The 22,669-nt window shown below is 42.7% G+C and carries 28 protein-coding genes, 2 tRNA genes and 1 rRNA gene; 22 read left to right on the top strand and 9 right to left on the bottom strand.

The genetic code is table 11. The annotated features are described in order from the left end of the window. The first annotated feature begins 22 nt into the window (after positions 1-22). Complete coding sequence (locus LC1Nh_RS05230) at positions 23-541, top strand: cob(I)yrinic acid a,c-diamide adenosyltransferase (RefSeq protein ID WP_153550649.1); 519 nt, start codon at positions 23-25, stop codon at positions 539-541. Here LC1Nh_RS05230 and LC1Nh_RS05225 read toward each other — a convergent pair. After that, on the bottom strand, positions 538-1,287 hold the full coding sequence (locus tag LC1Nh_RS05225) for a lipoate--protein ligase family protein (protein ID WP_153550648.1): 750 nt from the start codon (positions 1,285-1,287) through the stop codon (positions 538-540). The genes LC1Nh_RS05230 and LC1Nh_RS05225 overlap by 4 nt on opposite strands. Continuing rightward, the gene (gene lplB, locus LC1Nh_RS05220) at positions 1,284-1,565 is read right to left on the bottom strand and encodes a lipoate-protein ligase small subunit (RefSeq protein WP_153550647.1); all 282 of its coding nucleotides are present in this window, start codon (positions 1,563-1,565) and stop codon (positions 1,284-1,286) included. Before lplB ends, LC1Nh_RS05225 begins: the two co-directional genes overlap by 4 nt. A gap of 35 nt (positions 1,566-1,600) precedes the next feature. Between lplB and LC1Nh_RS05215 the strand changes: the two genes are divergently transcribed. Next, positions 1,601-2,356, top strand: coding sequence for an alpha/beta fold hydrolase (locus tag LC1Nh_RS05215; RefSeq protein WP_153550646.1), 756 nt, complete (start codon positions 1,601-1,603; stop codon positions 2,354-2,356). On the opposite strand, the gene LC1Nh_RS05210 is transcribed toward LC1Nh_RS05215, so the two are convergent. Continuing rightward, complete coding sequence (locus LC1Nh_RS05210; RefSeq protein WP_153550645.1) at positions 2,325-3,104, bottom strand: hypothetical protein; 780 nt, start codon at positions 3,102-3,104, stop codon at positions 2,325-2,327. The two genes, LC1Nh_RS05215 and LC1Nh_RS05210, sit on opposite strands and share 32 nt — an antisense overlap. Before the next feature lie 149 nt (positions 3,105-3,253). Between LC1Nh_RS05210 and LC1Nh_RS05205 the strand changes: the two genes are divergently transcribed. Together LC1Nh_RS05205 and LC1Nh_RS05200 are read left to right on the top strand one after the other, a co-directional pair. Next, a tRNA-Leu gene (locus LC1Nh_RS05205) sits at positions 3,254-3,336 on the top strand. 71 nt (positions 3,337-3,407) lie between these two features. Beyond that, positions 3,408-3,989 (top strand): hypothetical protein, encoded by a 582-nt coding sequence (locus LC1Nh_RS05200; protein WP_153550644.1) that lies wholly within the window; start codon positions 3,408-3,410, stop codon positions 3,987-3,989. A 103-nt stretch (positions 3,990-4,092) separates the two neighbouring features. On the opposite strand, the gene LC1Nh_RS05195 is transcribed toward LC1Nh_RS05200, so the two are convergent. Both LC1Nh_RS05195 and LC1Nh_RS05190 read right to left on the bottom strand, forming a co-directional pair. Continuing rightward, positions 4,093-4,272 (bottom strand): hypothetical protein, encoded by a 180-nt coding sequence (locus LC1Nh_RS05195; protein ID WP_153550643.1) that lies wholly within the window; start codon positions 4,270-4,272, stop codon positions 4,093-4,095. A gap of 134 nt (positions 4,273-4,406) precedes the next feature. Continuing rightward, a complete protein-coding gene (locus LC1Nh_RS05190; protein ID WP_153550642.1) occupies positions 4,407-4,802 on the bottom strand; it encodes a PadR family transcriptional regulator in 396 nt (131 codons plus the stop codon). Positions 4,803-4,857: 55 nt separating this feature from the next. On the opposite strand from LC1Nh_RS05190, the gene LC1Nh_RS05185 reads away from it, so the two are divergent. From LC1Nh_RS05185 to LC1Nh_RS05175, 3 genes are read left to right on the top strand one after another with little or no spacing between them, the layout of a single operon-like run. Beyond that, on the top strand, positions 4,858-5,445 hold the full coding sequence (locus LC1Nh_RS05185) for a DUF305 domain-containing protein (RefSeq protein ID WP_153550641.1): 588 nt from the start codon (positions 4,858-4,860) through the stop codon (positions 5,443-5,445). Continuing rightward, a complete protein-coding gene (locus tag LC1Nh_RS05180) occupies positions 5,421-5,585 on the top strand; it encodes a hypothetical protein (RefSeq protein ID WP_153550640.1) in 165 nt (54 codons plus the stop codon). The genes LC1Nh_RS05185 and LC1Nh_RS05180 overlap by 25 nt, the downstream gene beginning before the upstream one ends. Positions 5,586-5,589: 4 nt before the next feature. Beyond that, positions 5,590-7,593 carry a copper-translocating P-type ATPase gene (locus LC1Nh_RS05175; RefSeq protein ID WP_256727636.1) on the top strand — a complete coding sequence of 668 codons (2,004 nt, stop codon included), beginning with the start codon at positions 5,590-5,592 and terminating at the stop codon, positions 7,591-7,593. Positions 7,594-7,610: 17 nt separating this feature from the next. Here LC1Nh_RS05175 and LC1Nh_RS05170 read toward each other — a convergent pair whose 3' ends face one another. After that, entirely contained in the window at positions 7,611-8,405 is a 795-nt protein-coding gene (locus tag LC1Nh_RS05170) for a PepSY domain-containing protein (RefSeq protein ID WP_153550639.1), read from the bottom strand. A 422-nt stretch (positions 8,406-8,827) separates the two neighbouring features. Between LC1Nh_RS05170 and LC1Nh_RS05165 the strand changes: the two genes are divergently transcribed. The 3 genes from LC1Nh_RS05165 (at position 8,828) to LC1Nh_RS05155 (ending at position 11,795) form a co-directional block, all read left to right on the top strand. Beyond that, positions 8,828-8,901 (top strand) — tRNA-His (locus tag LC1Nh_RS05165). 426 nt (positions 8,902-9,327) lie between these two features. Beyond that, positions 9,328-10,800 (top strand): 16S ribosomal RNA (locus LC1Nh_RS05160). 170 nt (positions 10,801-10,970) lie between these two features. After that, positions 10,971-11,795: an FkbM family methyltransferase gene (locus LC1Nh_RS05155; protein WP_153550638.1), complete on the top strand. Its 825-nt coding sequence runs from the start codon at positions 10,971-10,973 to the stop codon at positions 11,793-11,795. Positions 11,796-11,842: 47 nt separating this feature from the next. Here the strand turns inward: LC1Nh_RS05155 and LC1Nh_RS05150 are convergent, their stop codons facing one another. Continuing rightward, positions 11,843-12,340: a hypothetical protein gene (locus LC1Nh_RS05150; RefSeq protein WP_153550637.1), complete on the bottom strand. Its 498-nt coding sequence runs from the start codon at positions 12,338-12,340 to the stop codon at positions 11,843-11,845. A gap of 40 nt (positions 12,341-12,380) precedes the next feature. Continuing rightward, a complete protein-coding gene (locus LC1Nh_RS05145) occupies positions 12,381-12,686 on the bottom strand; it encodes a hypothetical protein (protein ID WP_153550636.1) in 306 nt (101 codons plus the stop codon). 80 nt (positions 12,687-12,766) lie between these two features. Here LC1Nh_RS05145 and LC1Nh_RS05140 point away from each other — a divergent pair, with 80 nt between their 5' ends. The 7 genes from LC1Nh_RS05140 (at position 12,767) to LC1Nh_RS05110 (ending at position 19,184) form a co-directional block, all read left to right on the top strand. After that, positions 12,767-13,027: a hypothetical protein gene (locus tag LC1Nh_RS05140; protein ID WP_153550635.1), complete on the top strand. Its 261-nt coding sequence runs from the start codon at positions 12,767-12,769 to the stop codon at positions 13,025-13,027. Between the two features lie 75 nt (positions 13,028-13,102). After that, a complete protein-coding gene (locus tag LC1Nh_RS05135; protein WP_217907025.1) occupies positions 13,103-13,984 on the top strand; it encodes an NgoPII family restriction endonuclease in 882 nt (293 codons plus the stop codon). A gap of 3 nt (positions 13,985-13,987) precedes the next feature. Further along, the gene (locus LC1Nh_RS05130; RefSeq protein ID WP_153550633.1) at positions 13,988-15,001 is read left to right on the top strand and encodes a DNA cytosine methyltransferase; all 1,014 of its coding nucleotides are present in this window, start codon (positions 13,988-13,990) and stop codon (positions 14,999-15,001) included. Between the two features lie 326 nt (positions 15,002-15,327). Continuing rightward, positions 15,328-16,152 (top strand): winged helix-turn-helix domain-containing protein, encoded by an 825-nt coding sequence (locus LC1Nh_RS05125; protein WP_153550632.1) that lies wholly within the window; start codon positions 15,328-15,330, stop codon positions 16,150-16,152. A gap of 248 nt (positions 16,153-16,400) precedes the next feature. Then, entirely contained in the window at positions 16,401-16,829 is a 429-nt protein-coding gene (locus LC1Nh_RS05120; RefSeq protein WP_153550631.1) for a hypothetical protein, read from the top strand. A gap of 156 nt (positions 16,830-16,985) precedes the next feature. Beyond that, entirely contained in the window at positions 16,986-18,083 is a 1,098-nt protein-coding gene (locus LC1Nh_RS05115; protein ID WP_153550630.1) for a hypothetical protein, read from the top strand. Positions 18,084-18,086: 3 nt separating this feature from the next. Then, complete coding sequence (locus LC1Nh_RS05110) at positions 18,087-19,184, top strand: hypothetical protein (RefSeq protein ID WP_153550629.1); 1,098 nt, start codon at positions 18,087-18,089, stop codon at positions 19,182-19,184. Between the two features lie 33 nt (positions 19,185-19,217). Here LC1Nh_RS05110 and LC1Nh_RS05105 read toward each other — a convergent pair whose 3' ends face one another. After that, entirely contained in the window at positions 19,218-20,021 is an 804-nt protein-coding gene (locus LC1Nh_RS05105) for a sigma-70 family RNA polymerase sigma factor (protein ID WP_153550628.1), read from the bottom strand. Between the two features lie 66 nt (positions 20,022-20,087). On the opposite strand from LC1Nh_RS05105, the gene LC1Nh_RS05100 reads away from it, so the two are divergent. The 5 genes from LC1Nh_RS05100 (at position 20,088) to LC1Nh_RS05080 (ending at position 22,658) form a co-directional block, all read left to right on the top strand. After that, positions 20,088-20,291, top strand: a complete 204-nt coding sequence (locus tag LC1Nh_RS05100; protein ID WP_153550627.1) for a hypothetical protein — start codon at positions 20,088-20,090, stop codon at positions 20,289-20,291. 71 nt (positions 20,292-20,362) lie between these two features. Further along, positions 20,363-20,689 (top strand): hypothetical protein, encoded by a 327-nt coding sequence (locus tag LC1Nh_RS05095; RefSeq protein ID WP_153550626.1) that lies wholly within the window; start codon positions 20,363-20,365, stop codon positions 20,687-20,689. Positions 20,690-20,695: 6 nt separating this feature from the next. Then, positions 20,696-21,544 carry a hypothetical protein gene (locus tag LC1Nh_RS05090; protein WP_153550625.1) on the top strand — a complete coding sequence of 283 codons (849 nt, stop codon included), beginning with the start codon at positions 20,696-20,698 and terminating at the stop codon, positions 21,542-21,544. Continuing rightward, the gene (locus LC1Nh_RS05085) at positions 21,541-22,146 is read left to right on the top strand and encodes an AAA family ATPase (protein WP_153550624.1); all 606 of its coding nucleotides are present in this window, start codon (positions 21,541-21,543) and stop codon (positions 22,144-22,146) included. Before LC1Nh_RS05090 ends, LC1Nh_RS05085 begins: the two co-directional genes overlap by 4 nt. Before the next feature lie 5 nt (positions 22,147-22,151). After that, a complete protein-coding gene (locus LC1Nh_RS05080; RefSeq protein ID WP_153550623.1) occupies positions 22,152-22,658 on the top strand; it encodes a hypothetical protein in 507 nt (168 codons plus the stop codon). The last annotated feature ends 11 nt before the right edge of the window (positions 22,659-22,669 follow it).

The following is a 22,669-nucleotide window of genomic DNA, read 5'->3' as shown; positions in this document are numbered from 1 at the left end:
TTTCCGCTGTCAATCTTGATGCATGGTTTATACTGGGAATGGGGATAGAGGTCGGACGGATTTGAGTTCTGGTGAAAGGGTTTCGAAAAGCAGTGAGAGGATTCAGGCTTACGGAACGGTCGACGAGTTAAACTCTCTTGTAGGCGTCTGTAGAAGCTACGCGACTGACAAAGAGGGGGAGCTTGAGGAAATACAGAACGAGCTTCATATTCTTCAGGCTGAATTAGCTAACCGAGAACCTGATACTAAGGTTACAGATGAAAATATCGACAGGTTAGAGGATCGCTGTGATTACTATCAGGAAGAATGTCCGCCGCTTAGAAGCTTTGTGTTAGCTGGCGGTTGTAAAAGCGCTGCACAACTGCATAACGCAAGAAGCGTGGCTAGAAGAGCAGAAAGGAAAATAGTAAAGCTTGATCAAGATGTAGAACTCCGTGAAGAAGTTCTTGCGTATATTAACCGTTTAAGTGACTTGTTGTTTTTGATGGCGCGGCATGAGAACCATCTGGAGGGTGTGGAGGAGAAGAGTCCGAAGTACTAAAGTTTTTTGTTCCACTCCTCTGTTTTGAATTTTTCTTCTGACAGCTTCTCTGCTTTCTTGACTTCTTCATCAGTCAGACTTCCTTTTTCATGCTCTTTATCCTTAACAAACTTCTCAATCATTTTTTCAATAACTTCTCTGCGCTCGACATCAGCATGATCGGAGATGCGAGAGACTCGTTTCTCAGCAGACTTGACGGCTTTATCTGAGACCTTCTCCTTTCCGATTCTTAGAACTCTCAACATTTCAGCAGTATTCAGGTCATAACTCATTGTCGTATGATGAAGCACTGCGTTGTCTTTCCTGAGCTGGGCTGCCCCACCTAGTTTACCTGACTCGTGTTCGATGTCGTTTAGAGGGGCGTAGTCTGCGTCAACTCCTAACTCTCTCAACGCTTCAACAGCAAATCGGTCCAGTTCTTCGTAACTTTCCTTGAAGCCTTCTGATACCTGCTCTTTTGGGATATAGATTGAGTAGGTGATCACATTCCCTGGTTCGGCAAACATCGCCCCGCCACCTGTCAATCTTCTGACAACTTCGATGCCTTTTTCCTGTGCGTACTCTACTTCTACTTCGTCTTCAAAGGCTTGGAAACGACCCATTGGCACGCTTGGATTTTTTCGGTACCAGAATCGCAGCGTCGGCCTCATCTCGCCGTTGTCCATTTTCTCTGTCAACACTTCGTCGATCGCATGATGCATCGCCTCACTATATTCTCCTTCGTTGATTATACGCCATTCAGTCATTTTTCGTCACCTTCCAGTGCTTTTCTGAATGCTTTGCCTATGTCTTCGTGTGTAAAACCGATTAGGTCGGCCTCTACATTTTTGGCTTTTTCAGCAACTTCTTCTATGGTTGAATCTTGTTTGAGTCCTTCTAACTGTTTTTCCAGTTCTTCAAGTTTTTCTGGAGGTTCTAGGAAGAAGTCTCCTCTGATCTGGACTCCTTCAACTGTTTCGTCGTTTATTTCGAGCTGGATTTTCACCATTTTGCCGTCTTCGACTTTGTGAGACGCTTTTTTCATAAAGTATCAAAAGCAGGCGCCCGAATAAATAGACTGTGGGAACCTTCAAGGGGCTTGAATACGGCATTGAACAAGGAAATGGCAAGCCTATAATTTTCATTCATGGCTGGCTTGGCAGCAAAAAGTTCTGGAAGCTGATAACTCCTTACTTGGATCTGGATAATCCTGTGATAAGGTATGATCAGAGATGTCATGGTGGTTCAGGGTGTAAGCCTTTCACTATCAGAGAGTTAGCCAAGGATCTCAATGAAATGATTGAGGAACTTGAATTAGATAATCCGATATTGGTAGGTCATTCGATGGGAGGTATGACTGCACTTCAGTATGCAGCAGAGTACGAGAACTTTTCAGGCCTTGTTTTACTTGCTACTTCTGCTGACACTCCTGATCCTGAGAATAAATCTGTTGAATACTTCCTCGAACAGTATAATGAACTTGAGAAAAGTGAGTGGGCTGAGGAGATAACCGAGAACTATGTTGCTGAAAGTGAAAAACCAGAAATACGGGAAATGACTCGTAGAGAACTACAGAAAGCAGATGACAGACCCATAAGAAATGGGCTTAAAGCCATGATAGAATACGATGTAACAGAACAGCTTGGAGATGTGGAGAAACCTGCTGCAGTAGTTGCAGCTGAAAAAGACGGCGCAATAACTCAGGACAAGTCTGAACAAGTAGCAGAACTACTTGACTGTGAGCTGAAAACACTGAACACAAGTCATCAGATGCTCCCTGAGAAACCTGAAAAGGTAGCTGGAATTATTGACAGCTTTGTGAAATCTGTTTCCTGAAATCTTCAAGATCTTCTCTGTAGACGGGGCAGAATCCTCTGTGTCTGCTGCCGGTTCGCTCCTCTAGTTCTCTATAATCGTCTTCTCGATTATCCAGTATTTTGCTCCAGGAATCTGAATCTGTGTTCTGTTTTTCTAATCTTGAAGTGAGCGACTGGAAAAACTCCTGGATATCATCGGCGAAATCTGAAATAGCAGGCATCTCCCTTATGTATTCTTCCTCTCCTCTCCGTAGATTCACTACTTGGCTGATTCTTTCGGCGTCATAGGACCGAGCTGCTACGAAACCTGACAAAACATTCAATCTATTGGTGTTAACAGAACCAAAAGAAGAGATAGGCATATCATCTACATAGACTGCCCTCCTGTTAACATCGTCTTTTACTTCAATTCTGTCGCTTTCAACGCCATAGCTCTCTAAAGTGCTTTTAACCGCAGGACCAATCGTTTCTTCCAATGGATCGGCTTCAGAAGATACTGTTAAAACAACATCATCTTCTCTCCATAGGAAAGGAGAGCCGCCCGTATTTCTCCGGTAAACAGATAAGCTATTCTCTTCAGCGGCATCCCTGTCAACTTCCTCTAATGGAGTCCTCTCAGCGTAGAGAACGGCGCCATCATAGTTTCCAAAATTGCAGTCATGGATGCATAAAGCTTCTTCACCTGCTTCAGCTTTCATACCTACAGTATCTATAGCAGCTAAATTTCTTTCAACACTTCCTGAAACACTATACCTCTTTCTAGTCACTACAAACAAATTACGGGTAATACAACTTAAACCGGGTCCTCACCAAAACCAGTTAAAAAACTAGTCAACCGAAAACCATTCACAGGCTTCCAACGCGAAGGGTAGTGAAACTCTTCAGAGTTTCAGCACCTCAAGCAAATTTACAATTTGCGAGGGTAGCCAAGTGGTCAAAGGCGCAGCGTTGAGGGCGCTGTCCTGTAGAGGTTCCGGGGTTCGAATCCTCGCTCTCGCATATTTCTTTGTTCGTTTTGCGTAGAACGTGTTAGTACGGGTTTATAAGGGGTCTTGTTTATTTCTGTTTTTATGAAGAAGATTTTGTTGATGGGTTTGATGGTTGTTTCGTTGAGTGTATTGACGGCAGGTATTTATGATCCGAATAATACTGTTACGCAGCCGGAGGATAAGGAGTTGAAGGCTACTGCGGTACCGTTGTCGCAGGGTTCGGATTATCGCCTGGATTTCATTCAGATGGATGGTAGGTGTGGTGCAGCAGAGGCTGATAATGTTTCAATTGGTCATAGGAATGTTTCTCCAGGGAACAATACGTTGGTGGTTGAAGGGGTTTTCCAGACACCACACCCGAAGTATAACCTGACAAGTGAAGTGAGGAAGACTGGAGATAATCTCTACGAGATGAAGATTGAAGGAGTTGAGAGTTCGAAGGTTGCCCCGAGGTGTATAGGCAACGTCAACTACCATGCACACTTTACAGCACCGCAAAACTCCACTCTCAAAGTACTTCACAACCAGACTGTGGTAGGTGAGAAACAGATTTCCGAAGATCCTAGCACAGGAGCAGAGAAATCTCAGAAAGATGGGCAGGACAACGAAAAAGAAGCAGAAGGTTCCGCCACGGTCCTAGATAAGATCCTAAACCTCTTCTAAACCCTTCTTTTTTATATGAAGTTTTTTAGAGAGTTTTTTGGTTCTTCTTTTGTTCTCTCTTCTTGGTATGTTGCCCTTGCTATCATGTGTGCGCCGGTTGGGGCTATGAACAATCCTTCAAATAATTATAAAACAAACTGGTAACTGCTGAAGCAATAAAAGGACTCAGCAAACCAATTAAAACCATAAAACCTGAAACAGCCTCGCCTGAAGATCCTGCACCAGCCACAGGATCAACAGTTACTGCTAGAAGACATGTCAGTATTCCTAATTCCTTCCTCATCTCTCCATCTTAAAATCGAAATTCCTAATAACTTATTTAAACAGCTCGACAAGCCCAAACAATCAACATTTCATAAAAACCTGGGTCTCAAACAAAGGAAAAACCCAATAATGCTTCTAACCGCAAACTCTTATTCAACCGCTGGCACCCGCGCAGTGCCTGCAACAGAAAACATCTCCATCGTCCTCGTAACCATTATCGTAAATCTTACAACTGCAGTGACTGCACTCGTCTATCTCATCTCTTATAGCGGCGTGAAGCATCTCTCCAAAAGAGTCAAGCTGATCTCCAACAAAATCCTTACCTTCCTCAGTCAAAGAGTAAATCTTCTTCCCTCTACTACCATTCTCCGAAACAACATAATCATTCTCCTCAAGCTCTGAAAGAAAAGGATAAATATGAGACGTACTAGGATCTTTCCCCGTTACCTCACCAATCCTATCAATAATCTCATAACCGTGCCTAGAACCCATCTTCAACAACAAAAGAGTATAAACTCGATAAGTATGATTCAAATTCGGCTCCGACATAACCACATATCAAAATGTGAAACGTCTTAAAAACAGCCACATATCATAATATGATATGACTGCTGTCTCACACGAAAAAATCAAAAACAAGCTCAAACCCAACTCAAAGATAGCCACAGCATCAATAATACTGGTCCTAACAACCCTAATAACCCTGACAGCTCTAAACACCCAAGAAAACCAGGACGACCAAGGATTCAACCGCGCAGACCTCATGTTCATGAACATGATGATAGTCCATCACAACCAAGCGATCGAGATGGCGGAAATGGCTGAAAACAGGACAGAAAACGAAAATATCCTGGAACTTTCAAATAATATATCCAAAGCACAAAGAGAAGAAAATAGGCAGATGACTAAGTGGATGCAAAACCAAGGATTCGAACCAGGAAACCATCACAGAATGGCAGGAATGGCATCCGAACAACAAATGCAGCAACTGCGTGAAAACAACGGCACAGAATTCAACCATCTTTTCGCAAAACTGATGATTGAACACCATCAAGGAGGAATCGCAATGGCAGAACAGTTCCATCAAACCGGCAAAAACACAGAACTCAAACAGATGCAGCAACAGATGATCGACGCACAGACAGAAGAGATAAAGAAAATGAGGAAATGGCAGAGGGAAGACCAGCTATGATGCACGGAACAGGAACACATGGCTTATCCGGAATGAACGAATTTGGAACAATAACAACCCTACTAATCTGGACACTCCTAATCCTAGCAATAATCTACCTATACCAAAAAACCACAGAAAAACCAGCCAAAGAGGAATAACACGATGGAACACAATGAAGACACAGACCACGACCATGACTCAGGACACGGACACAAACACCACGAAAAAATGTTCAAAAAGAAGTTCTTCATCTCAACAATACTATCGCTACCCGTCCTCTACTTCTCAACATTCGTATCCGGACTACTCGGATACACACCAATCCAGTTCACAGGCAGCAACCTAATCGTACCCATCTTCTCAATCATAATCTTCGGCTACGGAGGACTACCATTCCTCAAAATGGCTAAATCCGAGGCAGAAGACAGACAGCCCGGAATGATGATGCTGATCTCCCTCGCCATAACAGTAGCGTTCACCTACAGCATGGCAGCACTCTTCCTAGATACACAGTCCAGCTTCTTCTGGGAATTAGTAACACTGATTGACATCATGCTTCTCGGACACTGGATAGAGATGCGTTCAGTAAGGCAAGCATCAGGAGCACTGGACGAACTAGCACAACTAATGCCGGACACAGCAGAAAAAATACTTGAAAACGGAACAACAGAAGAAGTCAAAGTATCACAACTGGAAAACGGAGACAAAGTACTAATAAGACCTGGAGCATCAATACCTGCCGACGGAGAAGTAATAGAAGGAGAATCAGATGTCAACGAGTCCATGATAACAGGAGAATCCGCACCAGTCTCCAAAAAAGCAGGCGATGAAGTAATAGGAGGAACAGTAAACAAACAAGGCAGCCTAAGAATAGAAATAACAGCCACAGGAGACGAAACAGCACTCTCAGGTATAATGAAGCTTGTGGAAGAGGCACAGGAAAGCCAGTCAAAGACCCAGATGCTGGCTGATAAAGCAGCAGGATGGCTATTCTACATCGCGCTAGGCTCAGGAATACTAACCTCGATCGCCTGGACCATAGCAGTAGGCTTCGATGTCACAGTAATCGAAAGAGTAGTCACAGTCCTAGTCATAGCCTGCCCACACGCACTAGGACTAGCAGTACCACTAGTAGTAGCCATAAACACATCGATGGCCGCAAAGAACGGGATACTGGTCCGCGACAGAGTAGCAATGGAACAAGCAAGAACACTCGACACAGTAATCTTCGACAAGACAGGAACACTCACAGAAGGAGAAATGGGCGTAGCAGACATAAAAACCGCAGAAATCTCCGAAGACGATGCACTGAAATATATGGCAGCAGTTGAATCAGACTCCGAACACACAATCGCTCAAGCAATCAGAAACTCCGCAGAACAGAAAGAACTCGAAGTACCTGAAGCATCAGGCTTCGAAGCAATCAAAGGAAAAGGAGTCAAAGCAAAAGTAAAAGGAGAAACAGTCCATGTCGGAGGACCAAACCTAGCAAAAGCAGAAAACTTTAAAATTCCAGAAGCACTCAAAAAGTTTGCAGACAAAGCAGCAGAAAACGCTGAAACAGCAATCTACCTTTTCAGAGATGGAGAAGCTGTTGCAGCAGTAGGGCTCGCAGATGTGATCAGAGAGGAAAGCAGGGAAGCAATAGAGAAACTTCACAACATGGGAATCGAGGTTGCGATGCTTACAGGCGACTCGGAAGAGGTAGCAGAGGCAGTTGCAAACGAACTCGGTATAGATACTTTCTTTGCACAAGTACTGCCGGAAGATAAAGACCAGAAAGTCCAACAACTCCAAGACCAGGACAAGAAGGTGGCAATGGTAGGTGACGGAGTGAACGATGCTCCGGCACTGACAAGGGCAGATGTCGGAATAGCGATCGGATCAGGAACAGATGTGGCCGTAGAATCCGCAGACATCATACTCGTACAGAACAACCCGCTGGACATCGTCAAGTTATTCAACTTGAGTAATGCCAGTTACAGCAAGATGAAGCAGAACCTGTTCTGGGCAACAGGATACAACGCATTAGCCATCCCACTAGCAGCAGGAGTCCTCGCACCGATCGGAATAATGCTTTCACCGGCAGTAGGAGCAGTAGTGATGTCTCTCAGCACGGTAATTGTAGCAGTGAATGCCCAACTACTGAAGAAAAAACAGATATAAAGAAAAAAGAAAGGTTTTTATCCAAAGATGCTGTTAAGCATGTCTGAGACGAATCCTGGGCGATTAGAGTTCTCTGCTGGACCTTTTGTTTCTACTTCCGTTTCCGTACCATTTCTCTCAACTTCTACCTCGGTCTCTGCCTCTCCATCCTCTGTTTCCTGTTCGATCTCGACCTCAGTTCCGTTTTTCTGTACTTCAACTTCTCTCTCCGACTCTGAACCTTCAGAGTTGTTGGAGTTTCTTGCCTCTCTTGCTCTGTCGCTTGCTTCTTCCGGAAGATCTTTTTCTTCTCCTTCTAGCTCTCTGATCTCTTTCTTAAGTTCTTTCACTGTTTCTTCAAGCTCGGAGATTCTTTCTCTTGCTTCTTCCAAGTTCTGAACAGGCTTTTCTTCATTTTCCATTTCTTCATCTTCTTCAATATCTTCACTTTGCCTGAGAACTTCTCCTGAGGAGCCATCTACTTGTATTTCTGCCTCGCTTTCACCTGAGACAAATTCGAACTCGTAGTAGCCTTCTTCCTCAACGCTTGAATCTTCTAAGCTCCAGTTTCTATCTGAAAGAGCCGAACGAGCTATCTCCTCAGCTTCACTCTGAGTTAAATTTAACTCTGTCGAGTCCTCATCTTCATCTCTGGATTTGTCTTCCTCAGATTCCGACTCATCTTCCTCACTCTCTTCATCCTCTTCATCTATATCTGAGTCATCTTCTGGTTCGTCAAAATCTGCGTCCGATTCATTCTGTGCTGCTGCAGGCGCCGCAACCACCAAAGATAGTACAGCCGCAACCACCAGCAACTTACCTGAAAATTTCATTGTAAGAAAGAAAAGTGTTCTCTCTAGATAAAAAACTGTCTCAAGTAGAACTGGTCATGAGATACCCGATAACCGTCGCACCCATGAACGTAATCGTAGCACCTATAGAGTAATAGAAAACCTTCCACTGCTCCGGCAAAACAGTACCAATACCCATAACAACAAATCCTCCGAAAAACAATATCACACCTCTAATAATATTCTTGTAACGACCGCTCATAACAAAAAAATACAACCTCTGAACAACCATACACATTCCTGCTTATTAAATGTTCACGAACCAAAAACAGTATTGTCAAGATGATGACATCCAGACATCGTCTGAACCGGGCAACCGGTAATGATGACGAAAACACCCACTGACAAAAACCAGCTAGGGTTAAAAAACATTTCCGCACAAAAACATTTCTAGAAGACCAATGGTGGAGGTAGGTTAGTTGGTCTATACTCCGACCTTGTGGCGGTCGGGACGCGGGTTCAAATCCCGCCCTCCGCCCTCCAAATTACATGTCTCAATACATTGTTGTGAAAATTCTTGGAAAGAACTTAAACTCAGACAGTGCCGTCTCATGTTTCCTTTCATAAGTGTTATCTTTCAATGCCTAGGTGTGCCGTGGCTTTTCACGGTCATCCGGTTTAAGGAGTGATACCCTTTATAAGATTTAAGCCGGACTTCATGCTTACCCGACGAGGAAACGCGTCCGGGGTTTAGCTCATTCAGAGCCATTTGATGAGCGCATTAATCTTTTTTGCGTGATGTAGGAGACGGAATCAACGAGAGCAATTTTGTTCTCGTTTGATAGCATGTAGCCGCATATTCCTAGTGAATATGCACTATATTTACTTGACACATATGGAAGGCTTGGAACCTTTCGTTATTTTACAAATTCCCGTCAAGAACCCTCCAATTGATTTTGGAGCAATTCTGGTTGATCCTGCCAGAGGCTACCGCTATCGGAGTCCGATTTAGCCATGCTAGTCCACCGATTCGTTCGGGGCAGATAGCTGAGTAACATGTGGTCAACCTGCCCTATGGATGAGGATAACCTCGGGAAACTGAGGCTAATACTCAATAGCAGAGAATCACCGGAGAGTGTTCTCTGTGAAATGTTCTGACGCCATAGGATGGGACCGCAGCTGATTAGGTCGTTGGTGAGGTAACGGCTCACCAAGCCGATAATCAGTAGCAGCCGTGAGAGCGGGAGCTGCCAGTCGTGTTCTGAGACAAGATACCGGACCCTACGGGGTGCAGCAGGCACGAAACCTTTACAATGCACTAACGTGCGATAAGGGGACTCCGAGTGTAGTCTTCCCACAAGGAAGGCTACTTTTCTGCACTGTAAGGAGGTGCCGGAACAAGGGGTGGGCAATACTGCTGCCAGCCGCCGCGGTAATAGCAGAACCCCAAGTGGTAGCCATTATTATTGGGCTTAAAGTGTTCGTAGCCGGGCTTGCAAGTCCGCTGTGAAATCCACCTGCTTAACAGGTGGGCGTGCAGCGGATACTGCAGGTCTAGGGACCGGACGGCGTCGAGGCTATTCCAGGGGTAGGGGTGAAATCCTAAAATCCCTGGAGGAGCACCTGTGGCGGAAGCGCTCGACGAGTACGGATCCGACGGTGAGGAACGAAAGCCAGGGGAGCAAAGCGGATTAGATACCCGCGTAGTCCTGGCTGTAAACATTGTCCGTTTGATGTCGGCTAACCTCCGAGGTTAGCCGGTGCCGAAGTGAAAACGATAAACGGACCGCCTGGGTAGTACGGTCGCAAGGCTGAAACTTAAAGGAATTGACGGGGGAGCACCACAACCGGTGGAGACTGCGGTTTAATTAGACTCAACGCAGAGTACCCTACCAGAGCCGACAGCAGTAATGACGGTCAGCTTGAAGAGCTTACCTGACGCGCTGAGAGGAGCTGCATGGCCGCCGTCAGCTCGTGCCGTGAGGTGTCCGGTTAAGTCCGGTAACGAGCGAGACCCGCACTCTATGTTGCAAAGGATTCCTTTGGGAATTCTGCACTCGTAGAGGACCGCTGGTGATAAACCAGGGGAAGGAGCGGGCCACGGTAGGTCAGTATGGCCCGAATGCTCTGGGATACACGCGGTCTACAATGGCTGGAACAAAGGGATGCGACTCCGAGAGGAGAAGCTAACCCCCTAAATCCAGTCTTGGTACGGATCGAGGACTGCAACTCGTTCTCGTGAAGGCGAAATCGGTAGTAGTCGCTGGTCATCATCTAGCGGCGAATAAGTCCCTGCTCCTTGTACACACTGCCTGTCAAGTCACCCGAGTCAGGTTCAGACGAGCTTCATCTTTTGGTGAGTCGAGTCTGAGCTTGGCAAGGGGGGCTAAGTCATAACAAGGTAGCCGTTGGGGAACCATCGGCTGGATCACCTCCAAAACAACTTAGGTCCCTCAGACACAAATCTGAGGACCAACCTAACTCACTTTCAATTTTCCAAGAAAGTGAGTATGAACCCGTCTCCTACAACCTTTTCACCACTTATGTTTAGACTTTTTGCGTCTTCTATGAAGTTAAATAAAATTTAGCTGCCTTGATTACTATATTATGAATAGTTATTTCCACTCAATTGCTGATGCTTTTGCAGAACATGTCTATACTGACAGGGCTACTTTTCTTTGCAGGAAGGTCTTTGTTCTTTCAGGTCTGAAACCAGTGACGAATAAATTTCTCAGCATCTATTATGATGATGGAGCCTGTTTTCAGATAATGAATGAGGAAATAATTTTTCACTCTCCTAACGTTGAGGAGTTCACGATATTAAGAGGCTTAAAATCTGATAAGCCTGTGCTGAGAGATATGGCCGAATCTTTAGATGAAAATAAAGTCTTCTACGATGTAGGAGCAAATATAGGGCTTTATACATGCTCCATAGGGAGTTTAACAGATTGCGAAGTCTATTCTTTTGAGCCACATCCTAAAAACGCTGATAAGTTGAAACAGAATGCGGAGAGAAATGATATTTCATTTACTTTGATGGAGAAAGCTGCCTCCGATAAAGAAGGCACAGAAAGAATCAGTATTGAGAAAGATGTTACAGGAGAAGGCCAAGTAAATCTGACAAACTCTGAAGAAGGAACTAAAATAAAATCATGCAGGTTAGATAATTTGGTAAACAAAGAAGTAATTCCGTCTCCTGATGTCATAAAGATAGATGTTGAAGGAGCAGAACTCAAAGTCCTAAAAGGAATGGAAAACATAGACAAAAAGGAGTTGCCAGAAGCAATCTACTGCGAGATACATCCAACAGTAGAAAGATACGGAGCCACAACAGATCAGGTAGAACAAAAACTTCGGGAAATGGACTACAAGCTGGAAACACTGGACAAGCTCTTTGGAAACCGCAGAATGGTAAAAGCAGAGAAGAAATAACTACTATTTCATCCATCTATTATAATAAAATAAAAAGGAGAAAAAGGTTATTCAAGTTCTTCGTCGAACTGGTCGACCTGTCTCTGGAACTTGGTTAAAAGCTGGTCTGTCTCTTCTACAGATTCTTCAAGTGAGTCTCTCTCGTTCTTGAGTTCCTCGATTCTCTGTTTCTGGTCTTCAATTTTGTCTTCCTGTTCTTCTTCGTGTTCATGTGCTTGATCAAGTTCGTCTTCCAGTTCATCAATCCTATCTTCTCTGTCACTGAGCTCGTTTTCCAAGTGTTCTTTAGTATCTTCAAGATCTGATACAGTATCCTGTAAGTGCTGTTTTTTGTCCTGAAGCTCGTCTACTCTCTCCTCAAGGTTTTCCTTTCTTTCTTTTATCTCTGCGACCTTTTTGCTTTCTTCATCGATTCTTTCAAGCAGTCCCTGCAGCTCTTCTACTCTTTTACCAGGGTGGTCTTGTCCTTCGTGGACATGCAGTTCTTTTTCACTTTCGAACTCCTCATCGCATACATCGCATACATATTGTTGTTCAGTTTCCATTGATTATCGTCCTCTATACCTAATTTTTACCTGTTTTAGCTTATAAAATATCTTTGTTGCTTAGAAGTTGATCTAGCTGCCTCAACTGCCTATCTACCGATTCCTCAGAAATATCCTCAATCATTAAACCATCTCTACGGCTACTCCAGCCCTCATGGAAGGAGTAACTGTGTTCATCCAGTTCCTCAAAGTCTACTCCGGCATCCTTCAAATCGTTCTCCATTGAGACCAAAATCCTCACCAATTTCTTATTCGCCTCAAGAAGCTTATCTCTATCTTCCTCCAACTCAGTTAACTTTTCATGCGCTTCCTCCAAAGTCTCGAACATTTCCTCAGCATCATCCATAAGAACAAGATTACGGGAAACCCGGTAAAAATACTTATCCCTGCCTTCAACAAAACAAAAATAATACAAGAGGCTAAAAAATGGCTGAAGATGAGGACATAGAAGAAGAACTAGAAGAAACCAAAAAAGAACTACAAGGAATGATACAAGGAATAAAATCGGAGGCAGAAAAACCTGAGAAATCTTCCAATGATGCCAAGAATCACTCTCAGACTGGTGAAGAAGACTCACAGAGCTTAGAACGTTTCAAAAACGACGACGGAAGTTTCGTCGATCCGGATACAGGAGAAGAATTTGATACCAAAGCAGCCCTCAAAATATACCAAGATAAGATAAAATAGGGAGTTCATCCCCCGTTTTTCTAGGTATTTTCCTGTCCTAAACCGTTTTATTTAATGTTCTGTCAACTTTTGTACATGGTTAATATTCTGGATGCTTTACTGAATTATGCAGAAATGGATGACAGAGACATGAGCGAAATATACTCCAGCAGTAACAGGATTAACAGGGTTGGTGATAGACTGGAGTACTTTACTATGGACCTGTTCTGCGGATCTTTTGACATAGAAACCAAGGATGAAAAAGAGAAAAAGTATTCAAAACATTTCTCGTGGCTTGGAAACAAGAACCATCCTCCAGACTTCATGATAGAGAATGGGGAAGCATTTGAGGTGAAGAAGACAACTTCAAAAGCAGGCTCAATACAGCTCAACAGTTCACACCCGCATCAAAAACTCAAGAGCTCCAATGAAAGAATAACAAACTCATGCCAAAAATGCGAAGACCATCTTGGTGGCTGGAATGAAAAAGAACTGGTGTACATCCTGGGAAGAGTGCCGAGGGGCGAAGACAACCTGGACTTCATCTGGATGGTTTACGGCGACTGCTGGGCAGCACCAGAACAAGTATACGAAAACCTTTCAAACAAGCTCTCCAAGAAGACAAGCCAAGCAGTAGGAGAACTAGACTATGGAGACCTAAGCTCACAGACCAATGAAATTGGAAAAGTCCACGACGCAGACCCACTAGGCAGAACAAAACTACGGATCAGAGGCATGTGGACAATGTCACACCCTGCCAACTACTTCTCACAACACATAGAAAACTACAAACACAAAATAGAAGAAAAACAACCGCTTTTCGCAGTTATGAAAAAATCAAAATACCAAGAAATACCTGAGGACAAAATAAAAGCAATAGAAGAACAGGAAAACATCAAATACCAGGAAATCCAAGCGCCGGATCCTGCAAACCCAGCAAACAGAATCAATGCTTTAATATTTGAGATAGAAGACTGAACTATGAACGAAGGAGACAAAATCATATCCCTCTTCTCCGGATGCGGAGGACTGGATCTCGGCTTCTCAAAAGCAGGCTACGAAATAGTATTCGCCACAGACTACGCAGACTTCCTCAAAGAAACATACGACCAAAACCACGAAACAGAACTAAAAATAGAAGACATCAGAGAACTAGACTACGACAAACTCCCCGAATGCGACGGAATAATCGGAGGACCGCCATGCCAAAGCTGGTCCCTAGCAAGCAACCACCTCAGAGGAAGCGACGACGAAAGAGGAGCAGTATTCTACAACTACATAGAAATCATCCAACACAAAAAACCAAAATTCTTCGTAGCCGAAAACGTACCAGGAATAATCTCCAAAACAAACATAGACGAATTCAAAGAAATAATCCAGAAATTCAAAGAAATAGGCTACAACGTAAAATACAAGAAAATGAACGCCTCCTACCACAACGTCCCACAGGAAAGAAAAAGAGTCATAATCGTAGGAATAAGAGACGACATCGACTTCAACTACGAATTCCCTGAAGGCACAGAAGAAAAAATGGGGCAAGAAGTACTGAAAGGAATGCCAGAATCCAAACCCACAGAAGGAGAACCACACAAACCAGAAGAACTAGAACTCCCCAACCACGAACACTACATAGGAAGCTACTCATCAAGATACATGTCCAGAAACCGGGTAAGAAACTGGGACGAACCCGCATACACAGTCCAAGCAAACGCAAGACACCAAAAAATACACCCAAAAGCACCAAAAATGGAGAAAATAGAAAAAGACAACTGGAAATTCAAAGAAGGACACGAAGACGAATACCGCAGATACAGCATACGAGAAGCAGCCAAACTACAAACATTCCCAGACAACTTCAAACTAAAATACGACAAAATCAGAGACGGCTACAAAATGATAGGAAACGCAGTACCCGTAAACCTAGCCAAAACCATAGCAAAAAGCATCCAAGGAAAAAACACAAACCAAAAACCAACAATCCAAGAATTCACCTAAAAAACACTCAAACCTGCCTATATTCTCCCACAAAAAACACAACTACTCTTTCTACCCTGCAGAAACCAAACAGTAAACAACAAAAAATGGACCCTCAGTCAAGCAATCCCACTAAACAGGCTCAGTCCAACGGTTCAAGGTCTCGCTAGAAGCTAAAACTTAAATAGTACTTGTAGTTTTCTTATCCTAAATTTTATTTCTTAATTACCTATATTCTCTATAATTTTTCGGAATGTATAGACAAACACCTATTTAGTATAGTTTTCTAATATTAGGTATAGAAATAACAAAGACTATATAAAAGTAGGTAGGTTTAATTAGTTATTATGCCAATTGACATGGAAACATTCCGAAAAGCAGATGCCGAAAATCAGATCAAAGGCTTCCTGCATGAGAACCCATCTAGATTCACTGATATCGTCGAAAATGTAGAGGTCTCAAAATCCACAGTATCAAAGTACCTGAAGCAGTTCAGAGAAATAGACCTAGTGAAAAAGCGGGATGATAACAAGTACGAACTGTTGAGTGATCTAACTGGAGACGAAGAAAGAATATTAGAAGCAATAGTTGAGCACGGATGTGGTGACGAAGAAGAATTGAGCCAGGTACTAGAACTCAGCGTAAACCTGAGAACGAAGCTGAAGAAACTGGCAGAACTTGGGTATTTAGGAGGCAGTCCGGAAGCATTTGCTATAGAAGACAAGACACTAAGCCTATTAAACAGGACAATTACAGGAGAAGAACTGGACAACCAGCTAGTAGCTCACACCACCAAAGGGGATGGTTTCTCCAGCTACGAAGTCAGCTTTGATCCGATACTCAACTCCCCAAAAGACTTTCTCTCATTCTTCCCAGAAGTTGAAAGCGATGTAGAAATATGCGAACACTGTGGCTTACCTCTCAACCCAGATTACATCAGAAAAATTACCTATACTGATCCGGAGAACCCTGAAGAAGATCCAAAAGAAGAAGTAAAGGAAGAAACAGAACAATTGATTAAACAACTCTACGGCCCTGTGGGTTCAATCTACCAAATGTTCAGAACCTATTACTCTGAAGGCGAAGGTGTTACGGAAAAACACTATACAACCTACAAGAAGGATGGGCAAAGCTACCATCCACACTGTCGAAAGGTGATTGAACAGCTCTAAAATCATATTTTTAGAGGAAGCATAGGAAATCTCAGCGTGCCCGGAGACATGGTCTCTTATGTCGTTCCGAGAACCGGAGGGCGGCTCCAGTAGGAGCATACCAAAACTGGTATCGACATATCTCCTGTCTAACTGGCCGGAAGATATGGGCAGACACTGTTTGTCGAGTGCAACTTCCTCCCTGCAACCTCTCTATACTAGTCTAAAGGTTCTAAACAGCCTCTAGACTCTTCCCCCTGTGATCCTTAATGAACATAGAACAAATGAAACAAGACCTTGAACATGGCAAAAATCTTTCCAACAAAGATGCTGTATGGAACCATAGAGAAAACCCGGAGAAGATCCTTCTTATCATAACCAAGTTATGTATAAATGAGCCCAATTCTGCCTTCAGCACAAAAGAAATCAAAGAAGAATACAGAGAGGGCATGGAAGCAGAAGTAAGCAATTTCCTGAAAACTCACGAGAAGTGGAATCCTATCTCTTGGTTCGCACAGCAACAAACTACCGGAAAAATACCAGAAAAGAGTAGAGATACACTAGAAAGATGGTATGAAACTCTAGAACGCCGACATGTAAATGGGTACTACCACTACAAGCTTCCAGAAGAGCTGAGAGAAAAACTGGAAGACAACCTAGATGCCCGATTAGAGCCGTTGAAACAGCCTGCAATCTAAACTATCAGAACAAGCCTATTTTCCCCTCCTTCTTTTTCTTCCAATATTAATAGGGATGAAATTGATTCAGAAGCTTGTAGGTAGCTAAATGGTTAAGACGTGTAGGTGTGATATATAACCAAGTCGTTTAAATTTCAGCTTTGGTTTAGTTTTTGTATGGAAGAGGACTTTCTCAGAGTAGGCTCCACAGACTATGATTCACTAGATACATTTAGCGACTACATTAGAAAGGAAATAGATTTGGAGAATATAAGTGGCAATCTTAACATAATTGGTACAGTCAGCGATTTTCACAGTAAGCAAGCTCTAATTAATTCACTAGAGAAGTCCTTTGACATTTTGACAGATAATGGCAATATTTTCTTATTGGAGACACACCAGGGACAGGAGCCGTACTACATGCTATATGATAAGGACTTTCCTGTGTTCTTTACAACTGCTAGAAAGACTGAAGGGCCTAGAAGCACTGGGAATATTACTAACACGCTTTTCAACCATATTAAGTGGGAGAAAAATCTTGGACGGATGTGGGTAAGTCAGGCACACATGGAAGATATCAGGATGGATATTGTAGAACAGTACAAGAACATAATGATCCCGCAGTTCTCAGCCAAGAGAAACAAGCATGTAAACATAGATGCTAAAAGAAGACCAGATTATGATCGATCAATCCAGTACTCTGCTGACGACGGTCTAGAAACATACAAAGAAATGAAGAGGCAGTACGGTGTTTTACCGACCATGATGAAGTTCCAGAGGCCTAACCAGTTCAAATTCAAGGTCTCGACGGACGGAGTTTTCACAATAAATAAAGGAGGGCTAAACGAATCTGTCAGGCTAATTAGAGAAACTATCGACAGATTGAGAGACATCAAAAGTGCTATAGACACTTCAGACTACGAAGTTAAGAACAATAAGTATTCAAAGGATTCTTCGATACCTCAAAGCAAACCTTGGGCCATTAATCTCAAAACGAAGCTAAAGCACAGAGATGTCAATAACTTCAGAGAAGCTATACAGAACGAATACTGGGGTTTTACAGTTTCTAAGCTGGATAAAAAGTTAGGTAGTAAGCCGCACTTATCTGCGACACTAGTCGATTCCAGTAACTATGGCCGTGTGGCGATAAAATCAAAGGATAATACCCTTAGAATCTATCCAAGGGAAGACAGCGGAATTGATGAGGCTCTGAGGATTTACGAATATGTCACAGACCAAATCGATCCGAGAGCTAATGCAATAGCAGTGAGATAATACATGAAGATGGAAGAGGTAGATTACGAAGATAAATTGTCTGAAATACCAAATCCATCTATTGAAAAAGTCAGAGAAAAGTATGAAGAAAAGAAATCAGAAATAGATGAAGAAGCTAAAAGAAAAGAACTCAAAAACTCTCTTAAAACACGGAAAAACCATGATGATATTGTAGGCAAGATATCTTCTGCCTTTCACCAAGCTGAAGAGGCGGAAGGAAGTGAAACAGGTTATGAATTTGCATTTACTGAGCCACTAGAAGAAAAAGGTCTTTCTAACGCCGATGTCCTACTTGTAAAGGATGAAGGGGACGCGGTTAAGCTGTGCATAGTTGAATGTAAATCTGGAAGTAACTACTCTTCGTGGATGGAACAAATTTCATCTATTGAAGATGTTCTAAATGAAGAAGAGAATAAAAGAGAGTTAAAGGCCCAGATAGGATGCAGAAAGAAGGACATTAGCTTCATACAGTATGTCGTAGCGACTAATGCTAGGAATTTAGCAGAAGTTAAACCAGATAGGTATGACTACGATTATCCTTCCAACTTGGCAGTTTGGGGGTTGGATGAGTGGGAACAGTCACTTTACGCTAAAGAAGATTACAACTGCAACGATAGTGACTTATCTTCTAAAGTAGGCGATGGAATTGATTATGGGAAAATTGAGAATCCTATAATGTATACTGTTTCCAGCCATCCAGTAATAATATTGAAGAATGTCCTATTTGAACTCTTGAAATCTAACCAATCTAGATCATATCCAAAGGAGTTTAATGAAGAAGAGTTCTATGATGAGTTCAACCAGAATCTACAGATGGGGGTTCAAGGCCCAAAAAGAGATCAATTAGTAGAGGAAAAACTGGACAATATACTATACTTTGCTGAAGATATTGAGATTCTCTCCGATGAAGATGTCAGAAGCACGAAAGACTACAGGATGAAGTTTAGAGGGAAGAAACCTCCTATGGTCGAAGAAGCTGTGGAAAGCAAGTTCCTGAAAAACAGACCTGTCAGAATAGTTTCTGAAGAAGCTTTCAAGGAGGCTTTAGATGAATATGAGTCCGAAGGTAAGCAGGGTAACTTAGGTAACTTCACAGACTGAACAATCTCTGCACTCTGGCGTTTAGAATCTCCATCAATATCGAGATTCATCGCCTATCTCATAACCAATCTTATCTCTAATTCTCTCCGTTAATCTTCTGTGGTATTCAGCAGTACTTTCTTCCTCCTCTCTGAAACTCTGAGGTACATCCACCTCCAATTCAGTTTCTAGCATGAACTTGCGAAGCTTTGGAGGAGCCTTAATTTGGAACTTACGGGGAATGTCAACAGGAACAACTTTAGTAACTTCTATCTCGAACTCCTCAAATAATTCTCTATTGTTCTCATAGTATTCCTGACTTTTCTCCCTTGTATTTTCGATTATCTTATCCTTCAACTCTTCAGGCCAAAGATAGAGGTGGAGAGCTTCTTCAACCCTGTTCTGTACATCTTCTTTCTTTTCTTTGATCTCTTCTGGATCTGGGCTTCTCCATTTATCAGACACAGACTTACGGAAAAGCATCCGAAACGCTTCTGTGTTCTCTCTGCCCAGTTCCTCAGCAACTTCCTCAATTTTGGGCTGACGGAGTATTCTGTTCTTCAACTCTTTCCTTGCTGATTCTATCTGTCTCTTCACACTAGGTTGAGGCAGAGTCCAATCAGTAGTTGACCATCTTTTTTTACTCCCTGAATCATCGCCGTAAACTCTCTTTATCCGTTCTTCTTTCTTCATTTCGTTGGTTTTCTCAGAAATCTGTCCATGCGAAGGCATTTCTCCTTCTTCCGAAAGTTCTTTTCTAATATCCAAATTCGATGCACAATCGGAACTATCCTCAGCTTCCTGCTGATATCCTCTGATTACATTCTCAATCTGGTCTTTGGTAACAGTTACAGTCATTCGTGACACCTGTGTCATCTTGCTGACACGCTATTCCCGTTATAAATGCATTCACCTGTGAGACGCATGGAAACAGATGACAATAATGTGAGAATAGGTGCCAAACTTGAAAAATCTGTACTGCAGACGCTTCGTGGCTTCTGTGATGCAAGAGGAGAAAACATCAGCACAGTAATCAGAAGGAGTATCCGGAGAGAGCTAGCCTCTCATTCATACCTGTCTGATTCTGAGAAAAAGGCTTTGGGAGTTGAGACAGATGACGGACAGTAATGATACAGATATTGACACCTTCATAGAAGAGGCTATCAACGACCTGATAGAAGATATGGAGGAAGATAGAGATGTATAAGCTCGAGGAGAATACGGTTGACCAGATAGAAGAAGAGGAACCGGAAAAGGAAATAACAAGCTTCTTCCTCTACAAATACCAGATTGAGATACTGGAAGATATCTCTGGCAGCTCAAAGAGCTCTCTACTCAGAAATATTCTAGCAGATGTTTTAGAAGAGGAGAAGCTGGAAACAGATGAAGCCCACTTGTTTGGGACAAAACTTGCTCTTGACAGGCTTGAAGGACTATATGCTGAAACCACTGAAAAAGACTCTCTAGACGCAATTTCGCATGTTCAGGAAATCTTAATTGAAAACTCAGATAATACTACGAGGTAATTACTCATGCAATCTAGAATATCGACCAAAAATTCGACCGATTCAAAAACCGCAGAAATTGAGATCACAAAGGGAGGTCTCAAAGAACTACACAACTTGGTGACTGGAGATGGTAAGCTCTTCTTAGATGGAAGAAGTGATGAGAACTCTCTTGTAGATGGATATACTATCAAGGCAAAGAGAGATCCTGACAGAGTGGTAGTCCAGGAACTGTCTAATGAGATAGCACTGATCAACATAGATTACCGTAATGTTTGGGTGAAGCAGACGGGAGAGCTTAAAATTCCTGATAGTGAAAGATTAGAAGGCTTGATTACAGGTTTTGACCAGAAAGAAAATCTTGTTCTGAAACATGTAGAGGGAGAGCTTTCTATCGAAACGGATACAGAAAGAATTAAGCTTGAGACTGGAGAATATGAATCTGATAGAGAATCCGTAAATGAAGCACTTCAAAGGATTCATTATGATTCTCAAAGCGATATCTATTATTCAACCGAGCATGTAATGAACGCTAAAGCAGAGTTATTTAGCGGGATTCTGACAGATTTTCTGAGTGAAGCAGAAACAGAAAGAGCAAACTTACTTGAGCTCTCAATTGATGATGGAGATTTGAATGTAGGCATTATGGATAAAAACAGGAACCAGATTACAGAGGAAGATATCGGATATTCGGCGGAAGGTACAGGTTCCTCCAAATACCGGTATGCTGTACTTTCAATACTGGAAGGATTATTTGGAAGAGTTAAATTTTACCTTTCAGATGATTCTGGACTGGTAATTAGGAAAGGTGACCTAGATTACTTCGAAGCAGTATACACCATAGCTCCAGTGATCTCAGAAGGTGAGGAACAGTGACAGAACTGAAACCGGAGAAGGTTCGACCAGAGAAACTTGAGAACTTCCACGGACAGGATGGGAAAACCCGGAGAATTATTGGAAGAGTTGTAGAAACAGGAGAACTTAACGCTGATCTACTTCTTCACGGGCCGAAAGGTACTGGGAAGACAACTGCGGCAGAGATGATGGCTAAGGCCCTTGTTGAACATGAGATGCACTGGGACAGGATTGACTGTTCTAAGCGAAATAGTCCGAAAGCCATCGTCAACACAATCAACAACATTCTTGAAACTGCATCTATGGACACAGACGAACAGAGAGTGCTAGTACTTGACCAGGTAGATCAGCTACGATCTGATTTCCATGAAGGCATACAGCAGGCAGTAGACTCAAGACAGAGAGTAATTGCTACTGCTAAAAATCCAGACAGTCTGGAAGTTTCAATAGGTGCAGAGTTGGAATTTGAACTTCTTTCTCAAGAAGAAGTCAAGAAAATCTTGCAAGACATCAATCAACACAGAAAACTTGGTATTACTAGTGAGAAAATCCAAGATATTGCAGAGATGTCAGATGGTGAAGCCAGAAGACCTATACAGGAGCTAGGTCTAGAAACAGGGTGATCTACATGGAAGATGATCTATTGGAGAAGAAGAAAGAGATTGAGAAAGAGGCTATGAGAGAGAAAGTTAGAGAATGGGAGGAAAATATTGTCCAGAGCAACAAATTGTTTCTCAGGTGGTTTTACACGAAAGGAAGGAAATCCCATATCTATGAGAAAAAATCTCTAGGTAATGTGTTTACATATTACAAGGAAATAGAGATTCCTCCTCTAGAAGTTACAGGCAGTTTGGAAGAGAAAGTTGATATGCTCCCAGATATCAGATTTGACGATTCAGTTAGGGATCTTTGGGATGACCTGTTTCTGGAGAATGAAGTTGGAGATATCAAGAAAGATTCCGATGATCTGGGCGATCTCTTCCATATTTCTAAGGCTGTAGAGTGTCCGGATTGCCAACAGGAAAGGAAGGAGTTTCGATTAACACCTGAGAAAGAATGGATCTGTGATTCATGTTACAAACTGGGTATTGTTAGAGATGGTCTGGAGCAAAGATCGGGATTGATCCCGAAATAGTGGGGTCGATC

Source organism: Candidatus Nanohalobium constans (genome assembly GCF_009617975.1).
Taxonomy (GTDB): domain Archaea; phylum Nanohalarchaeota; class Nanosalinia; order Nanosalinales; family Nanosalinaceae; genus Nanohalobium; species Nanohalobium constans.
This window is presented reverse-complemented; position numbering and strand designations above follow the sequence as displayed.

Coding starts and splice junctions, on each gene's coding strand:
- LC1Nh_RS05110 (WP_153550629.1), top strand. CDS start 18,087: ATGAAGATGGAAGAGGTAGATTACGAAGATAAATTGTCTGAAATACCA.
- LC1Nh_RS05095 (WP_153550626.1), top strand. CDS start 20,363: ATGTATAAGCTCGAGGAGAATACGGTTGACCAGATAGAAGAAGAGGAA.
- LC1Nh_RS05140 (WP_153550635.1), top strand. CDS start 12,767: ATGGCTGAAGATGAGGACATAGAAGAAGAACTAGAAGAAACCAAAAAA.
- LC1Nh_RS05135 (WP_217907025.1), top strand. CDS start 13,103: ATGGTTAATATTCTGGATGCTTTACTGAATTATGCAGAAATGGATGAC.
- LC1Nh_RS05150 (WP_153550637.1), bottom strand. CDS start 12,340: ATGGAAACTGAACAACAATATGTATGCGATGTATGCGATGAGGAGTTC.
- LC1Nh_RS05190 (WP_153550642.1), bottom strand. CDS start 4,802: ATGTCGGAGCCGAATTTGAATCATACTTATCGAGTTTATACTCTTTTG.
- LC1Nh_RS05080 (WP_153550623.1), top strand. CDS start 22,152: ATGGAAGATGATCTATTGGAGAAGAAGAAAGAGATTGAGAAAGAGGCT.
- LC1Nh_RS05130 (WP_153550633.1), top strand. CDS start 13,988: ATGAACGAAGGAGACAAAATCATATCCCTCTTCTCCGGATGCGGAGGA.
- LC1Nh_RS05225 (WP_153550648.1), bottom strand. CDS start 1,287: ATGACTGAATGGCGTATAATCAACGAAGGAGAATATAGTGAGGCGATG.
- LC1Nh_RS05105 (WP_153550628.1), bottom strand. CDS start 20,021: ATGACTGTAACTGTTACCAAAGACCAGATTGAGAATGTAATCAGAGGA.
- LC1Nh_RS05090 (WP_153550625.1), top strand. CDS start 20,696: ATGCAATCTAGAATATCGACCAAAAATTCGACCGATTCAAAAACCGCA.
- LC1Nh_RS05145 (WP_153550636.1), bottom strand. CDS start 12,686: ATGGATGATGCTGAGGAAATGTTCGAGACTTTGGAGGAAGCGCATGAA.
- LC1Nh_RS05125 (WP_153550632.1), top strand. CDS start 15,328: ATGCCAATTGACATGGAAACATTCCGAAAAGCAGATGCCGAAAATCAG.
- LC1Nh_RS05155 (WP_153550638.1), top strand. CDS start 10,971: ATGAATAGTTATTTCCACTCAATTGCTGATGCTTTTGCAGAACATGTC.
- LC1Nh_RS05195 (WP_153550643.1), bottom strand. CDS start 4,272: ATGAGGAAGGAATTAGGAATACTGACATGTCTTCTAGCAGTAACTGTT.
- LC1Nh_RS05200 (WP_153550644.1), top strand. CDS start 3,408: ATGAAGAAGATTTTGTTGATGGGTTTGATGGTTGTTTCGTTGAGTGTA.
- LC1Nh_RS05180 (WP_153550640.1), top strand. CDS start 5,421: ATGGCAGAGGGAAGACCAGCTATGATGCACGGAACAGGAACACATGGC.
- LC1Nh_RS05230 (WP_153550649.1), top strand. CDS start 23: ATGGTTTATACTGGGAATGGGGATAGAGGTCGGACGGATTTGAGTTCT.
- LC1Nh_RS05120 (WP_153550631.1), top strand. CDS start 16,401: ATGAACATAGAACAAATGAAACAAGACCTTGAACATGGCAAAAATCTT.
- LC1Nh_RS05175 (WP_256727636.1), top strand. CDS start 5,590: ATGGAACACAATGAAGACACAGACCACGACCATGACTCAGGACACGGA.
- LC1Nh_RS05170 (WP_153550639.1), bottom strand. CDS start 8,405: ATGAAATTTTCAGGTAAGTTGCTGGTGGTTGCGGCTGTACTATCTTTG.
- LC1Nh_RS05115 (WP_153550630.1), top strand. CDS start 16,986: ATGGAAGAGGACTTTCTCAGAGTAGGCTCCACAGACTATGATTCACTA.
- LC1Nh_RS05100 (WP_153550627.1), top strand. CDS start 20,088: ATGGAAACAGATGACAATAATGTGAGAATAGGTGCCAAACTTGAAAAA.
- lplB (WP_153550647.1), bottom strand. CDS start 1,565: ATGAAAAAAGCGTCTCACAAAGTCGAAGACGGCAAAATGGTGAAAATC.
- LC1Nh_RS05185 (WP_153550641.1), top strand. CDS start 4,858: ATGACTGCTGTCTCACACGAAAAAATCAAAAACAAGCTCAAACCCAAC.